We start from the raw sequence: 16,536 nt of genomic DNA, 5'->3' as shown, positions 1-16,536 counted from the left end.
AATCGCCTCCAAATTTAATTATCTAAAATCAGAACCGCCACCCCATAGGAATCTTCCACCTGTGTGACCGGTTAAATCATGTATTGTCTTCTCAACTAAATGCAGTTCACCCGGTACTTCCGAATGATGCCATACATAGCCCTCTGGTGTTTCATCAGCCATAATTAGCTGAAGTTGTTCTTCAGAGAAAGTATCTCCCATTAACTGATCACTTTCTACTGCTTCCTTAAGTTGGCTATTTACTTCCTTAAAATGACGTGCGTCACTTTCTAAATACTGTGATTCATCTAGCTTTGCTTCAAATTTTGTTTCGAATTCCGGGAATACACCTTCTATATTTTCGCCACTCGGAAGTTCTATTTGTTTGTATTCAAATGGAACTCCTGTAATTGGGTGAATGCCTCCTTCAAGGCTTTGATTGCGTGTTTCAAGATGTGTAATTGGGCTTTTTTTCATATCTGTTTGTTTCTCTTGTACGCTTTCTTTAACATCTTTTACTTCGCCTGTTGTTTCTTGTACTGCTTCTACAGCCGCTAAAGATTCTATCATTAGATATTCGCCACCTCTTCTTGTTTATTGTTATACCATTCATGATATAGCAGTTCATCAGCTCGATTAGATAATCCTGCAACATATAAAATTGCTTGAATGATATTCATTACAAATGATTTTTCTGTTGTTTCTACATAACGTGCAAGCGCACGCTCACATTTTTGATGGAGTTGATCGATATTGCGCCCCACTTTTGCATAGGCTAAAATCTTTTGACCGTTTACTAAAAGACTGATCAGCTGCGCGCGTTCATCATAAGCTTCTTGTTGCCAAAAATAAAATTCCCCTTTATCACGCAAAACTTCTAGTTGATGTACTAATTGTGTACAGATATGGGTTGGTAAGTTTGTTGTTGCCAAACTAGCGATGCAGCTGTTAATAGTTTCATCATCTGGGATGATTTTAACGATTGATTCATTTAGTAACAGCAATTTTACAAGCAGAGTCGTTGCACCTCGTTTAGATTTTAATTCTTTTTTGATGTCATATGAGTAGTTAAATGTACGATCTTTGTTGTAATGCTCAATTTTGCATAGCACTGGTTGCAACCAGTTGTTTTGATAAACTATTGCCACACCCGTTTCTAACTTGGGAATTTCATTTAGTTGTTCTTCATTTAGACTTGCTGATGTCCCGACTTCAGATCGGTCTTGCCCATCTGGTAAGCGCATAATAATTTTTGTGTTCGTATTTCGAATAACTGAGGTATCGAGTAAATTCGGTGATTGATCTGCAATAATGAATCCTTCTCCATATGTACGCATTTCAGCGATGGCATTCGTAATCATCTCAACTGACTTCCCTTGTAAATTAGCTCCTTCATCCGACTGTCCATTTGAGGTTTTACGTAATAAATGATGAGCTTCCTCTAAAACAGTAATATGTTTAAGAGGTTCATTCATCCCTGAACTTTTTGCAATGCGATGTTCTTGCAAACGCATAAATAAAATTCCCATTAACAACGATTTTGTCTCTGTTGAACCAATGCGGCTTAAATCGACAATACAGTTACTGTCAAATAACAGACCGTTGTCAATTTCATCATCAGTAAGTATTTTTCCTATAAGGCCATTTGTTAATGATTTTACACGAGTTACTAATGCTCCTATGTAGTTACTCTTTACTTCTTCTGAGTAGCCTGATTCATTAATGACAGCTGGCAATATTTCTACAAGTTGTTTTAAAGTAGGATAAACTGGATATGTTTCAAAATTTTGCGAGCTTTCTAAGTCCCAACCTACTTGCTCATATACAAGTTCAACAGCTTCTTTTAATACTGCCGGCATAGCTGCATACATCGGCCAGCAAGCATTGAAGATTTCAATTAATCGCTCTATGTGCTCAAGCACATGTACTTCTTCTGGGAAGCGAAACGGATTAATTTTTAACAATGGTGCATACGTTGGATTTGTCCCAAGTACTATTACATCTGATTGACCACCAAAGACATTCTTATACTCACCTTTAGCTGGCTCAATAATTAAAAACTTCACGTTTTGTTTATTCAGTTCACCAAGCATTTGATAAATTGTGTTAGATTTTCCTGAACCCGTTGAACCAGTAACAAAAGTATGCATTGCTAAGCTTTTTAGATCTAAATTAACTTTTGAGGGTTCTGTTTGTCCCATATAATAAATATTGCCTAACTGAATTTTTGTTTCTTCTATACTAACCCCCAATTGAAGTACATTTCGACCAAATTCAGCCATTTCGATTACAGGTATTCCACTCACAGATTTCCGAGGTAACCCGTAGGCAATTGCAAGTTCTCGACCGTTAATGAGTGTACCAGCTGTCATTTGTGGCAAGCTTGTAGAGTCATCTGTCATATTTAATAGCGGATGGCTAAATTTACGTAAGTAACCTGAGATTTTGTGGTTATTTTTGTGGTCTTTATTCCACATATTAATGCTTGCACCTTCAATCGCCGAGTTGTCTCCGCGGATAAGCGATTGATAATTTGTGGCAGCAACTCGTGCGGTTTGTTCATCATCTGCAATGAAGTAACATGCATAATGCCATAAACCTAAATCTTCAGCACTTTGTAAACGATCTAATTGATTATCAATCTTTTCAAGCATTTCCGAAACTGTCTTATTTTCTAAGTGTACTTGCATCGTACTAGAAATACCTTCAGTAGAAGTATTATTGGAGTTTGCCGTTTTTGAAGTTGCGCTCGAAGTTCCCTCTGTCGCTGACGAACCATTAGTTATTGATTCATTTGTATTTTTGTTTGTCGTTATCCCTTTTGAACTACCTACTTTTCCTCCAAAAATACCTGTCAACATTCCTTTCAACATATTTACGCCATTATTTTCATTGAATGTGTCAGATATCCCACTTGAAGCACCATCTGTATAGCTTTGTGTTTTCGTCAGGCTATCATTAATCGTATTCGTTATCCCCTCGCTGATACCTTTGGTTAATGCAGAGCTTTCATTCTTCCCGGCAGTTAAATCGGTTGTTTTGAATGGTACTAAACTTGAATACAATTCTTCATATCCATGACGAACTGTTGAAGCTTCATTTTGTGGAATTGCATTGGCTAAAAATAGGGCTGAAAATTTCTCGCCTCTCATAGCATCGATTAGTTTTTCAAGACCTTGAATATAGCCTTTATTTTCAATATCTTTTAGTGCTGGAACCCCTGTTACACTACAAATCGAACGATGATGTTTTACATTTTTTCCTTCAAGTACTTCATCCATCACTTCTTGAATTTGAGCGTTTCTCAGGTTTTTTAATTCTGTACCAGGAAAATTCCCTTTAAAACTTTTTTCAAGAGCATCCTGTGCTGATAGAACATGCTTAGATTGTATACCTATATAAAGTGACACTTCTTCTCCGTCACTATCAAGAATAAGAATAAGTGAACTGTCTAAGCTTCCAACAGTGTTATATATATTCACGAGTTTTTCTGTTACGTCTTCATTTTTGTCGTAAATTATTTTCGTTACTTGGAATAGGCGTATATTTTGTTGTACTGTAATTTTTGCAATATGATTTGGCATTGCTAGTACTTCGCGCTTTGGTAAACTATGTAAGTGTTTGCGTTCTAAATAGAGTGAAGCTATATTTAATGATTGTTGTAGTTGACGCACTTCACGTAAAGTCATTATTTCCATCTAATACACCCCTTAAAAATAAAGCCCTACGTCAGTAACGAGGACTTTTAATTTATGACTGATTCGAGTCTTTTAATATTTGTAATTGTTCTTCTAAATATTGAATACGTTTATTTTTTGCTTTGATTTCAAGTTTATATAGTTCAACAGTTGAATTTACTTCATTCAGGTTTTTTTTATATGTATCAACTGTGTTTTCAAGCTTTACGTTTATATCTTTAAAATAATTAATTTCACGCTCTAGATCCCTACCACCATACAAACCTTCAAAAAATCCTTCTTTTGTTTTAAGAATCAATTTCTCTATAGTATTTTTTTTACGACTAGGTATACGATAGCCGCCAGAGCCACGATTGTTACCCCGGTCACTAGAAACTTTCCCACACCAGATGAACCACCTGTGATATGAGTTTCATTTGTCAATTGTGACTTTTTTGGAAGTGATTTTACAGGTTCTTGATGATTTAACTCTTCTTTATAGGCTTCTCGACCAACTTTCATCAAAAGTTCAAAACGTTCTTTTGAAAAATTGGTAATAAGATGAGATTGAAGTTTTCCGAAATAGCTTTTGGTCCATTCAGCTGGGTTTATTATTAAATCACGTTTATTATGTGTATCCCAAATGTTGATTCCTTTTTCATCAATATGTTGTAATGCTGAATTTATTTCTCCGGATTTATCTAACGGATCTGAAGTAATATAGGCTAATAAAGCTGTCTGTATATTCTCAATATCAACTTGTTGAATAGCTTCTTGTAGACGTGTACTCATTTAGATATCCCTACCTTTTCTTCTAGTTCTAATACTTTGTCTAATCTTTCTGTAAAGTGCTTTAGCCACTCTTTTTGTTTTTGTTTTTGTTCCATTTCTTCAACTAATATTTTACTGTTTAGTGATAACTTTTTGATTTCTTTTACACGTATTTTCATTACTTTATCTAAACGGTCAATTTCTTCGATAAAGAATTTTTGAAGTCTATTTAGTTCACTCTCCATAAAACTTTCGGCATTTTTAAAGTTTGTACGAAGTGACTTTATAACTGGCACCATAAATGAGTCACGTACTTCTGCTAGGTCTACATATTCTACATCGCCATAAACATCCACCTCAAATTCTTTTTCCTCACGCCAAGTCCATGGCTTATACCACTTTTTATTTTCATTTACTACTGTACGCTTTCCGACTACTTCTTCTTCTATATAAGAAAAATCATTCAATAAGCTCGTGATATCTGGTGTGTCCGCTGTAATTGCTTTATCCCAGTTTGCAATTTGTATCGAGCTCATTTCGAAATCCATGATTCCCGAAACATATTCCTGATACTCATTTAAGTACCGTTCAGCATTTTCACGTAAAGAAGTAGAAATAATTTTTTCTAAATCTGTTACCGCATCGTCTTGCAACATTAAAATATTTTTTTCCATTTTATATAAAAGGGTATCAGCTTCAATTTTGCGCATCCGATCACCACGTAATTCTTCGTTTAACAGATTTACTCTCTCTCCGAATACTTTTTCATTTAAATCATCGAAGTATTGGGCTACATTGAAGTTCATTTTTCGAATTTTTTCTTTAAACTGTGTCGCTTGAACGCCATGAGCTAGTTGTTCTTCAATTCGTTCCATTGACGCTAACACTTGCTCTCGTTGTTCTTCATTATTTTCTAGTTCTTCCTGTAAACTTTGCATAAACTTCTCTTGTTCAACGATACGTTTAAATGTATTTACAGCATTCGTGATTTTAGAAGAAACTGCATACTTATCTAAGTATTCATTAATCGCAGCCTCTACACTCGGCACACCAGTATAGTATAGTGTTTCAATTTGTTCATCATTATTTGTTCTTGCTTCCAATACTCTTTCATAAATGGAATTTTTTAAAGAAGGACTAAGTGGAGCATAATTATTGAAGTGCATTGCTTCTTGATCCGTAAATAAACTCAGTGAATTTAGTGTACTTAATTCCTTTTTTGTCATCGGTAGACCATTTTGACTTTTACGAATCACCTTTGCCATTTGTGCAGAAATCGGATAGATATTAGGATTATATATACCAATTTTTTCAAGATAACTTTTTACTTTAAAAATAATATCTTCTAAATTTTCGCCACTTTCCGGATCAAACTCATCGGCTTTATTTATAGCAAATATAAAACGATCTTTTGATTGCTTGCCTCCTACTGCCATTGCCTCCGCAACAGTACGTAAAAGTTCTAAGTCATCATCTGTTTCTAGTTGTGTTCCATTAAGTACATATAAGACCATGGGCTTATCATCATTCTTGATAACAGATAAAGTGTGTAGACGATGTGATGAATCAGAAGAGTTATTTGGTCCTGGTGTATCTACTAATACTAAGTTCATCTTTCCTGACCTAATAGATGGAATATTTCCTTCAATTTCGATTAAAGAGATCGCCGAATCGTTATTAAATTCTTTGAAATCTTCTACAGTTGCATTCTTAATAGACTTAAACTCCAAACCGTCGGTATCATATGCTATAGCCGAGAAGTTATCGGCTGCACTATTTCGGATTTTCGAAATTTTAGCTGTGCACGCTTGGTTTTTTGAAGGCATTAACTCGCGGCCTAACATTGCATTAATTAGTGTTGATTTCCCAGAACTCATCGTTGCAATAACAGCAATTTCAAATTCACTATTTAATGCTTTTTCAAAGTTATGTTGAATTTTCGGATCTCGTAACTTTTCAAATGGACCCTCTTGCATCAAATCAACAAGTTCTTCCAATACAGTGAACTTATCTTCTACTTCTTCTACAGCAATATGTTCTACATCAATCGAAACATCTCCATATGTATCAGTGTATCGTTGTGCAGTTAAAAGAACATCTTCAAAGTCAGGTAATGTACCAGTAAAAATTAATCTATAAGTATCATCGTTTAATACTTCTTCGAGTAATGGAAATATATGCTCTACCCATACCTGGAGTCGTTCACCTTGATATTTACTAAATTTCGTTTCTTTCATTAAATCCAAATCTGCTGTTGCTAGCATTGTTTCTAATTTGTACGGATTATACTTCATTGAAATATTCACAATTTATAGTCTCCTTTAAATACATTTCAGCACTTGTGCGACACCTGAATGCTCAATAATTTGTATTAAGTTTTGATGTTTACTGTTTCCTTGAAGATTATCTTGCTTTACATTTACCGTTGAAAGATTTGGTAGGTAGTACGCTTCATCTGAAAATAAATCTTCAAACGAAGAAAGTTTCGCTCTTTCTTTACGTGTGAGCTTTTGTTGTGAAAGTGCCTTTTGTGCAAGCTTTGCTGCTAATGCGGATACAAAAATGACATTTGGAGATTCAAACCCATTTGTTTTTAAATACATAAGTACCTCTTGTTTTAACTCCATCAAGGATTCGATTTCATTATTTTCATACTCATCAATTTTATTTACAACAAAAATAATGTTTTGATGAGTATTACTTTTCAAGTGTTCCTGAATTTTTTTCAACAACTTATAGTCATCAATAGTAGCAATCTGCGTCGCATTCATTATATAAACTATTGTATGATAATCCATTTTTAATGCATTCTCCATTACAATTGCGTGCTTACTCTCGCCAGAGTTATTTGGTCCTGGAGTATCTATAAAAGTTAACTTCTCGGGAACATTAAATACTGGGCTTATTGGACCTTCAATATTAACCTGCAGAACATCATTTGAATTATTCCAGTTCTCTAAAACCAAATTCGTCAAATTATCAAATACTTCTACTTTGCTAGAGCCATTAAATGTTACTGTAAAGTCATTGCGATATGTATGGCACAAATAGTGGTATGTTTTGGCGGTACAAGCTTCATTTTTTGACGGGAAAAAATCCTTTCCAATAATACTATTCAAGAGTGTTGACTTTCCTGAACTCATCGTCCCTACAACGAGTGCAATTCGATTAGGCCTATGTAATTTGTATGCATTTTCTTTAAATTGATTGTATAAGAATCTCAGCTTTTCATATTTAGTAATTTTTAAAAATTCATTTGATGTCTCAAATGATTCGAGTTTTAATTCATTGATAAACATACAAACTTCATTAAACTCATGTCGACTCATTTTCAATAATTTGAAAAGCTTTTGAAGTTCCGTTTCAAACATATATTCCTCAAAAATACCACGACATAATAGTAATAGATCCGCAAGTAAAATATAATTCCAATTTTCAACTGTAATTTTTTTACTCGTTAAAACGTACTTAGTTGTACAAACTTCTTCCACATTTGTAATGTCATGATATTCTTTCATATTTTTTTGGGGGAATTTCACAGATATATCTAGTTTCTTCGCAAAAATATTTAAACTATCTTCGAAATTCGTTTCGCTTAATGATAGTTCGCCTAGCAAGTAAACAAGTGCTTTCAAATACTTCTCTTTGAACAGAATATCCATTGTCCCTAATGGATGTTCTGTTATCTCTAGCTGCTTTAGAAATCTTGAGTATTCCATGTGATACGCAGCGAGTAATCCTATTTTATCGAATTTTTTTATTACCAGTTCAACCGCTAAAATATTTACGAATTTGAGTTGATGAATACTAACTCCATATTTATTTAGGAGGTATACCCTATCTTCATCACGCAATATTATACGATTTTCATTATTTACACTTTTATTCCATGTTTTCTTTTCATTAAAAAAGGATATTTCTTCAAATAAATAGTATTGTACAAATAAGTTTTCATTTAATTCGCGTAATATTTTTACTCTTAGTATTTTAGGCATCTTATTTCTTAAACGGTCTTTTAGTAGAAAACCTTCGCATATGAAACTTTCAAGTTCAAGATATAGTTCATATAGTTTAATATTAACTAACTGCTTTTTTTGTTCCATTTTTATACTAGGTATTAAACCTTCGCTCGCCAATTTTACACAACCTTTATCTATGTGTCTTTATACTATTAGTAATTATACATTTATTTTACAATTTAAACACCTTTAGATATGTTTTTATAATTCCTTTTATAGGACTAAAACAACAGATTATAATATAAGGAGCATTCCTTTTTACACAAGAATATCTCTTGGTTGTGATTTTATTTGGTGGTTGCCCCAATTGCTAAGAATTTTTCTGTGAAAATTCGATTATATTAGCACTTCCTCTTACATCCTACAAGCTTATGATATGAGAAGAATATCCTTCAACCTTATACACTTTCGGAAAAGTAAAAGAGAGGATTACCTTCAAAAAGTCGTTTTTAATTTACATTTTGGACAACCTCTTCTATCTTCTTTAAATCTCCGTTCTTTCCTTTCGTAAAGCACCTAAAATAATTAGTTTGGGAGTAATGCAAGTTGGTGATAGTTGTTGCATTTTGTGAGTCTACTATTCTATTAGTCGTAGAGATTGGTTCCTCCTTTCTACGCTTCATAACTTCTAAATACTTCAGATTGCCAAGGGTTTTCGATTTTCATAGGGAACATGCCACTTATAAAAAGATTGCTAGTGTCTTTTGTAATGTTGGATAAGTCCCCTTCAGGTATTAATGGTCTTTTCACATATTGTTCCAACTAACTAGAACTGGCACTCTACTTCCCAGTCGAAGCCTCCGCTCTGACTTGTACTACCTGTTTGTATAATAGCGGTAGTCTCCCCTGCAAGTTGGGGGAATTATTTAATCGTTTCCATGTCTTTGCGCGTAAAAATAATAGTGTGTCGTGATTCGATAAAACAATTTTATGCAGATAATCATATTTCGGTTCTTTCAAAAGCCATGTATTGTTTTCCCTGGATTGTCAGAAATTCGATGCAACTTTCCTCATGGAAGCAATTAATGCAGCAATGATGGCGTATTTGATTCAATCAATGTCGCAATAATTACCGCATTAAGTTCTTATTAGTATTTAACCGGAAACTAGGAATTTCAATTACATAGAATCACATACTCTATTTTGTTATTTTTCTGACCACCTTCTAATTTATATTCCAAATCCGTGTGATGACTGAATAAAAACTCATATACGGGTGGTATGGTGTATACACTCCCTTTCTATACTTCACTAAACCCGTGTTTGGGAGTGTAGATAACTACTATAAAGAAGTAAGTTAACTTTTATATAGGTTCCGTATTAAAAACCCTTCATTAGTGATTAGAGGTTTCTTCTGATTCCTTTACTAATATAAAAATTCTTCCGCATGGACAGTTCAAGAGTCGGTTTTTATCCCGACAACATAATGTATTTAGAAGATTGGCATAAAACGTTACAGCGTGATTTAGATTAACAAATATCTCATTTATAGAGCTCTACTACATCGTGAAATGAAGTAAGGTTAATAAGTAATAATCTCTTGAAATTAAAGGGGATTTTATTATTTTGTCGAATTAGAATTATTTAGTGGGATTCAAATAAATACAGTGATTCACTGATGGTTAGGGATTCATTACTAATTCATAATTACAAAACAATTCTGGTCTATAAGTGGGCAATAATTCACGAAGGATAATTTATAAAAGAGTTATGATGTTTCATCGGTGAGTATTGATCACTTATGGTGTTAAAATCGAATTCTTGGGGTGTCTGAGATATTACAAGCTTGTGCCATTTAAGTTTATAAGTTGATATTTGTGATCTATCAGTGGTTAATGCCCCACTAGTGAAGCTTTAAATAAATCTTGTAGTGTTCTATAAGTGGCTAGGAATTCATTAGTGATTCATAATTTCATAACAATTATGGCCTATAATTGGGCAATGATCCACAGGTGTTCCAATACAAAACTTGGTGAGGATTCCCCGGTAACTAGTGAATCACTAGTCTTTCTTAATGTGAAATTATCTGGATGCTGGAGCTTTTGTAAGCTGGTTTCATTTTATTTTGATGTTAAGTATTTGTTGTCTACAGATGGTTAGTGCTCCACAAGTGAACATATGAATAAATTTTTTAAGTGTTCTACAAGTGGTTAAAGATTTATTAGTGCGATAAGAGTTATGGTTTGTAGTTGTTCATTGGTTCATTACGGTTAGTTCATTAATGAGGAACAAGCCATTTGTGAACTATTCTTATTTTAAATGTAGGAGGTTTGTTGATGGAGTTAAAAGAGGCAGTTTGGCAAATACGTGATTTTACCGAGGAGATACAAAAAAGATACGAAGAAGAAACGACTGTTAAAGAGTCCGTTCATTATAACACGGTAGATAAATGGTTTAAAGAACTCGAAAGCAAAGGCATTCATTACATTCAAAGAACTGCAGAAACGAATAAGAAGGTATACGATGAATTAGACTTAGCCATTGCCATATTTATTATAAATAAGAGAACTCTAAAGTGGAGTTTGGACGCCATTTTTAATGTGCTCTCAGAACATATAGAAGTAAGGACATTTCCAGCTGAAGGTTTTGGTGACTCACCATGGGTGAGTGAGTCACTAATGATGCAAGAAATTAGTCGTCAATTAGCAAGAATGCAAAAAGAAGTGGAAGAAAGATTAATTCTTGAGTTGGATACAAAACAAAAAGAGTTAGAACAACAATTCTTAAATAGGCTGCCCGTTCCCAAAACAGCACAAGAGATAAGAGCTGAAAAGACAGATATCATGATTTCATCTGTTCGAAAGCGCTATGAAATAGAAGAAAAAGCGATAGCTGAATGGGATAAGTTGCCCCTGGAGCAAAGGGTTAAAAAGGTAGGTCTATTCCGGAAGGAAGAAGATTTACTGAAGCGAGAAAATTTTATTAGAGAATTTGTAAGGAATTACTTTGAGGATAGGAAAGAATAATTTAAGCTACTTGAGTATATGGAATCAAACATAGTTATGATAATCATTTTAAAAGGAATGATCGTATGATAATGAAGGACTTTATGGAACAAGCAAAAAAGGACTATCAAGTATTTTAAATGAGTACGATAGTAGTGAATTTATGAAATTAAAATGAGCTGAAGAATTTCTTAGTGGGATTGCTTCATTATCAGTTGATAGGAAATGGCTTTTATTATTTGGACTATCACTCAGAAAAAACGATACGTGATTAAATATTGTAGGGAGATTGTGAAATGTTTCACTTAAACTAACGGGGCAGTTTAGTTTAAGAAGTTTATAACGGTAGGAGGTGTAAATGTGAAAAGGATTTTATCAATTCAAGGTGGAATGGCGGGAGGAAAAACAACCTTAACCAAAAAGTTAGAGGAACAAATTGATGGTTTATATTTTACATATGAAAACCCTTATCCCATAGTTGAGAAAAGGGAGAATAAGAATCTTGATATTTATACAAAAGATGGGTTTGTTGAAAACCAACGATTATTTATTGAGTCAGAAATTAATCGATTTAACAATTTGCCAGATGGAAAAGTTATATTTGATAGAGGTCCAGAAGATATTGAGTTTTATACCTTACATTTCCCTATCGCCAATGGTTTTAACTGGGATATTGAACAACTATTGAAAGATGAACTTCAAGAATTACGTAGGTGTCGTTCGGATATTATTATATATTTAGATGCTAGTGAAGAAACGTTATACAAAAGGAAACATAGTGACCTTGGCAAAAGAAGAAATGCATTTCAAAAAAATATTAAACTATACAAGTTTGAAAAAGACTGGTTTATGCAATTTAACACTAAATTCTTAGACGTGAATAATAAAACATCTGAACAGGTGGTAGAATGGACATTGGAATTTTTAAAGAAAAATAACTTTCTGTAAGAAATTCATTATTAAGCTAACGGGTGCTTTAGTTAAAAATCAAGAGTTGATTAGGCAGCTCTTTTTTCTTATTGAACTAACAAAGCAGTTTAGTTGAAGAAGAAGGTTTTTCGTCGATTGTGTTGAATAAGTTAATATATGTAAACTATTGAACAAAAGGGGTGCTTTACTTTCAGTCTGGGGGTGGCACTTTTATCTTGAACTAATGGTGCTGGTTAGTTGAATAAAAAGTTAATGTCAACAACACGTAAATCAATAGAGTGGAGTGTTGTTATTGAAAATTTTTTCTAAACTTTTTACAAGTACAAATATTAGTAGTATGGCTATGTTTCTTAGGTTTTTGATTTTATATACTATTATTTCAGATATAGAACCTAACATATTTACTATTGCAATCATTACAATAATTTTTTTGGGTAGCTAATTCATTGCAAGTTATCAAAGAAAACAGGAAGTAGCACATCGGTAGAAGAGAGTGGAATTGTACCACAACATGCAGAGTAATGATAAGAGTATGTGAATGATTGTACTTCAACTAACGCAGCAGTTTAGTTGAAAGAATATTTGATGTAAAAAAAGGGAATTGAGAATTTCAACTTGTATTAGGGTTAATAATATCATGGGAATATTTAAGAAAGGGATTGAGTGAATATGAAACTGAGAAAACGATCTATTGTATGGATAATCACGGCAATGGTACTTATTGGAGGTATAATAAATTTTGTTGTTAAATTTGAAAAATCAACGGAAAATATAATTACGGGCAATGAAAATAATACTGAGTTTGCTATCAATGAGCAAGGACAAACTTATGGAACTCCAATTATACCTTCTGGACCCGGTGAAGTAGGTCATGAGCCAGACTTAATTAAGACAAAAGGTGAAAATGGGTTGGTAGGATATGTAAAAGCTCAAGATTTAACACCTAATTTTTCATCACCGAAAGAAGCTTTAGCTCAACAAGAAACGATAAAAACTGTCGGTTACGTTTCAATCCCACTGTATAAATCAGATGGTAATACTATAATTGGGGAATTTAGAATGCATAGTTCAAATGAGGATTAATGTTATTAAACATACTCATATTTTAATGATATTGTGAAATCATTTTAAGTATTAGATTGTGAAGTCATATACTTAAACAACGGGGCAGTTTAGTTTAACAAGAAGGCTATTAAAATGGATAAAATAATCGTCCTTAATTTGGACGATTTTTTTGTTTAAAAAAATTTAAAGAGTTTAAGCCAAATTAGACTTTGGTTTGTCTAATAGATGTAGGACAAAATGAGAAAGGGTGAATTACAATCATTAGATTAGTAAAAAAAGCTCAAAAAGGAAATGACAAAGCCTTTTTAAAGCTTTTCCAGCAATATCAAGAAGATATTTATCGAATGGCTTATGTATATGTAAAAAACAAAGACGATGCTTTAGATGTTGTACAAGAAGTAGCATTTCAAGCATTTAAAAAGATAATTACATTGGAAAAACCAGAGTATTTTAAAACATGGTTGATGAAAATTACGATGAACTGTGCAATGAATATAATTAAAAAGAATAAAAAAGTGGTTCAGTTAAAACCAGAGCATGAGAAATTTATAGGAACAGTTAGTGAGGATATACCTCTTTCTATATCATTACAAGACTTGATAGAAGCATTGGAAGCGGATGAAAAAAGTATTGTTCTACTAAGGTTTTATCATTATCATACATTAAAAGAAATATCAGAGATTCTGGAAATACCACTTGGGACGGCAAAATCAGTATTATATCGTGCATTAACTAAACTTCGCAAAGGATTTAAGGAGGCTGATATTTGTGAGAAATAAAATAAATCAAGAATTACAAAAAATAGAGATTCCAAAAGAATTATATGAAAGGTCTAAAATTGGTGTAAAAAAAGCCAAAGCAGAGAAACAAAATAGAAGATTTAAAAATCCATTAGTAGCGGCAGCAATGATTTTAGGGTTATCTATTACTTCAGTTGCTTTTGCTTTTCCGTCTATTGCATCACAAATTCCATTTATGGATAATGTCATTAATTTTTTTAATGATGAAGAGCAACACTACAAAGATTTTGGGGAATTCTCGACTGAAATCGGTCTCGTACAAAAAAGTAATGGTGTTACGGTAATGATTGACAATGCGGTTTATGACGGCACAAATGTTACTGTGTCTTTCGCAATTGAAACCGATTATAATTTTGATGAACGCATGGATGTACGAGCACCAAATTGGTTTTACGTTCGTGAAGCAGGTGGTAGTGGCGGCACATTTAGGATTACGAAAATTAGTGAGAATCGCTATGCGGGATTATCAACTTTCACCCCAAATTTCAAAGATAATCAACACCCAGAAAAAATCGAAGTCACTTGGAAGCCAGAATCCTTCTACAGTCCTTCAAATGATTTCGAAGTAAAAGGGGATTGGTCATTTGCCTTTACACTGAATCGTTTAGAAGGTGATTTACAGTTGTTGAATAAAACCGTACAGCAGGAAAATGTGAGCTTTACGCTTCAATCTATTGAGTACACTGATGTATCCACTATTATTAGCTATGAACAAGTGGTAACTGATGAACTCCTAACAGAGTGGGAAAGTGTGACACCTGTTTTCCATGTAACAGATGACCTCGGTAATGTGTATGTGAATGGAACTGGTGGCGGTGGAAAGACAACTAATGACTACAAAACATATAAAGGAACAAGCGACTTCGGTACAATTCAAGAGGGAGCTAGTAAACTCATCATTCAGCCTATTCAAATTGCAAGTCTTAATTATGGAAAAGGTCATCTCGAAATTGAGCTTGAGCCTATTGTCATCGACTTAAAAAAATAATAATGAATTAGTGTTGAAAAAATGGAAGGTATTGTACTTAAAGTAACGGGTTGCTTAGATTGAATTGGCTAAGAAATTAGAACTAAAGACTCTGAAAGCCATTATTGACCCAGATAATATTGTTTCATAGATTGAACTATAAACAAATGCGACAGAAATACAATAATGTTTTTTCTTATTCAACTAATGGGTGCGTTTAGTTTAAGAAGGTTCTGTAAATGGGAAGGAGCGGACTAACTTATGTTATTAATGCTTTTGCTTGTAGTACCATTATTAGGAGTTTTATGGTTTTTAAATTTTACTACTTTTTTGAAGAACTTAAAGAGTGGAAAAAGCACTCATAACCAAAATATTTTAGGAGCAGTCTTAACGTTTATTTTTATCTTTGCTTTAATGTACTGCTATGTTGGAACCCTCTAAATAAAAAAAGATTGTGAACCATTGCACTTAAACTAACGGGTGCTTTAGTTGAAGATTCGCTTTCCGAAATAACCAATCTTTTTGATTTATAATAAATTTTAAATATACTATACAAAGAAGCACACAATTTAAGATAGTGTGCTTCTTTATTTTATTTGCGTAATTCCTTGCTTGACCCAATTTACTAATTGCTCGTAATCTCTTTTTAATAAGTTGTATTCTTGAGAGATTTGAGCATACGATTGTTTCATCTCGTCATAACTTTCCATTGCCAGCTCCAAATGGTTTTGAATAGACGATGAACCAGAACTCTCTTTAAGTGGCGTTTCTTTAGGAGTTGCTTCTTTCTTAATAAGGAATGGGCGAAGATTTTTATTCCATCTGAATGCACAAGCCTGTTTGGAGCGACCTAACAAGATGCTTGCTTCTTCAAATCCAGAAATTTGGGTTAGTCCTTTTTCTATTTTTTCTAAAACTATCTTTTTAAGGATATTGTCTTCATCGGCAGTCCAACTATCTTTTCTAATTTTAACATTCATGTTCTTCACCCTTTGATTTTTTATTAATATATGCATATTAGGCATAAATAGTATCTAAATAGTAGATTTTTTATATGAACTAACAAAGTAATTGAATTTATAAACAGATAAACAAGAGGGGATTACCCCCTCTTGTTTTTACATATATCCTTTTCTTTTAGACTTAAGAACGTACTTGGAGTCACAATGATATGGTCAAGTAGTTCAATTCCTAGTAGGATACCGGCTTCTTGTATGCGTTTTGTGACTTCGATATCTTCGCTACTAGGCGATGGGTTTTATCAATAGTAAAGTGTAGAATTTACATTGAAATTGCTTCCTTTGCTTTGACTACATGTCTTCACTGTTATGTAACTTACTTTATCTTTCGACTTAAAAAAATGTGCTTATCTGCCCTTATGTT

General features: G+C 33.2%; 12 protein-coding genes and 1 pseudogene. 5 read left to right on the top strand and 8 right to left on the bottom strand.

Features of this window, described 5'->3' with window-relative positions; translation table 11 throughout:
- Positions 1-18: 18 nt before the first annotated feature.
- From PGC35_RS20245 to PGC35_RS20220, 6 genes are read right to left on the bottom strand one after another with little or no spacing between them, the layout of a single operon-like run.
- Positions 19-549, bottom strand: coding sequence for an HNH endonuclease (locus PGC35_RS20245; RefSeq protein WP_375220453.1), 531 nt, complete (start codon positions 547-549; stop codon positions 19-21).
- Positions 549-3,677, bottom strand: a complete 3,129-nt coding sequence (locus tag PGC35_RS20240) for an ATP-binding protein (protein WP_375220452.1) — start codon at positions 3,675-3,677, stop codon at positions 549-551. The genes PGC35_RS20245 and PGC35_RS20240 overlap by 1 nt, the downstream gene beginning before the upstream one ends.
- A 52-nt stretch (positions 3,678-3,729) precedes the next feature.
- Positions 3,730-3,975 (bottom strand): hypothetical protein, encoded by a 246-nt coding sequence (locus tag PGC35_RS20235; protein ID WP_375220451.1) that lies wholly within the window; start codon positions 3,973-3,975, stop codon positions 3,730-3,732.
- 5 nt (positions 3,976-3,980) lie between these two features.
- Entirely contained in the window at positions 3,981-4,448 is a 468-nt protein-coding gene (locus tag PGC35_RS20230; protein ID WP_375220450.1) for a hypothetical protein, read from the bottom strand.
- On the bottom strand, positions 4,445-6,733 hold the full coding sequence (locus PGC35_RS20225) for a dynamin family protein (protein WP_375220449.1): 2,289 nt from the start codon (positions 6,731-6,733) through the stop codon (positions 4,445-4,447). Before PGC35_RS20225 ends, PGC35_RS20230 begins: the two co-directional genes overlap by 4 nt.
- A gap of 15 nt (positions 6,734-6,748) precedes the next feature.
- Positions 6,749-8,563, bottom strand: coding sequence for a dynamin family protein (locus tag PGC35_RS20220; RefSeq protein ID WP_375220448.1), 1,815 nt, complete (start codon positions 8,561-8,563; stop codon positions 6,749-6,751).
- A gap of 2,159 nt (positions 8,564-10,722) precedes the next feature.
- On the opposite strand from PGC35_RS20220, the gene PGC35_RS20215 reads away from it, so the two are divergent.
- From PGC35_RS20215 to PGC35_RS20195, 5 genes are all read left to right on the top strand, one after another.
- Positions 10,723-11,412 (top strand): hypothetical protein, encoded by a 690-nt coding sequence (locus tag PGC35_RS20215; RefSeq protein WP_375220447.1) that lies wholly within the window; start codon positions 10,723-10,725, stop codon positions 11,410-11,412.
- A gap of 339 nt (positions 11,413-11,751) precedes the next feature.
- A complete protein-coding gene (locus tag PGC35_RS20210; RefSeq protein WP_375220446.1) occupies positions 11,752-12,339 on the top strand; it encodes an AAA family ATPase in 588 nt (195 codons plus the stop codon).
- A gap of 651 nt (positions 12,340-12,990) precedes the next feature.
- Positions 12,991-13,404: a hypothetical protein gene (locus PGC35_RS20205; protein ID WP_375220445.1), complete on the top strand. Its 414-nt coding sequence runs from the start codon at positions 12,991-12,993 to the stop codon at positions 13,402-13,404.
- Positions 13,405-13,637: 233 nt separating this feature from the next.
- Entirely contained in the window at positions 13,638-14,165 is a 528-nt protein-coding gene (locus PGC35_RS20200) for a sigma-70 family RNA polymerase sigma factor (RefSeq protein ID WP_375220498.1), read from the top strand.
- A complete protein-coding gene (locus tag PGC35_RS20195) occupies positions 14,155-15,174 on the top strand; it encodes a DUF4179 domain-containing protein (RefSeq protein ID WP_375220444.1) in 1,020 nt (339 codons plus the stop codon). Before PGC35_RS20200 ends, PGC35_RS20195 begins: the two co-directional genes overlap by 11 nt.
- 566 nt (positions 15,175-15,740) lie before the next feature.
- Here PGC35_RS20195 and PGC35_RS20190 read toward each other — a convergent pair.
- Together PGC35_RS20190 and PGC35_RS20185 are read right to left on the bottom strand one after the other, a co-directional pair.
- Positions 15,741-16,133, bottom strand: a complete 393-nt coding sequence (locus PGC35_RS20190) for a hypothetical protein (RefSeq protein WP_375220443.1) — start codon at positions 16,131-16,133, stop codon at positions 15,741-15,743.
- 122 nt (positions 16,134-16,255) lie between these two features.
- A pseudogene (locus PGC35_RS20185) lies at positions 16,256-16,411 on the bottom strand (JAB domain-containing protein); the annotation flags it as partial.
- Positions 16,412-16,536: the final 125 nt, after the last annotated feature.

The organism is Psychrobacillus sp. PGGUH221, from assembly GCF_042055255.1.
In the GTDB taxonomy this organism is placed as follows: Bacteria; Bacillota; Bacilli; order Bacillales_A; family Planococcaceae; genus Psychrobacillus.
This window is presented reverse-complemented; position numbering and strand designations above follow the sequence as displayed.

What these genes read in the sequence shown, in the direction of transcription:
- PGC35_RS20245 (WP_375220453.1), bottom strand. Translation starts at nt 549, where the DNA reads ATGATAGAATCTTTAGCGGCTGTAGAAGCAGTACAAGAAACAACAGGC.
- PGC35_RS20240 (WP_375220452.1), bottom strand. Translation starts at nt 3,677, where the DNA reads ATGGAAATAATGACTTTACGTGAAGTGCGTCAACTACAACAATCATTA.
- PGC35_RS20230 (WP_375220450.1), bottom strand. Translation starts at nt 4,448, where the DNA reads ATGAGTACACGTCTACAAGAAGCTATTCAACAAGTTGATATTGAGAAT.
- PGC35_RS20215 (WP_375220447.1), top strand. Translation starts at nt 10,723, where the DNA reads ATGGAGTTAAAAGAGGCAGTTTGGCAAATACGTGATTTTACCGAGGAG.
- PGC35_RS20205 (WP_375220445.1), top strand. Translation starts at nt 12,991, where the DNA reads ATGAAACTGAGAAAACGATCTATTGTATGGATAATCACGGCAATGGTA.
- PGC35_RS20190 (WP_375220443.1), bottom strand. Translation starts at nt 16,133, where the DNA reads ATGAATGTTAAAATTAGAAAAGATAGTTGGACTGCCGATGAAGACAAT.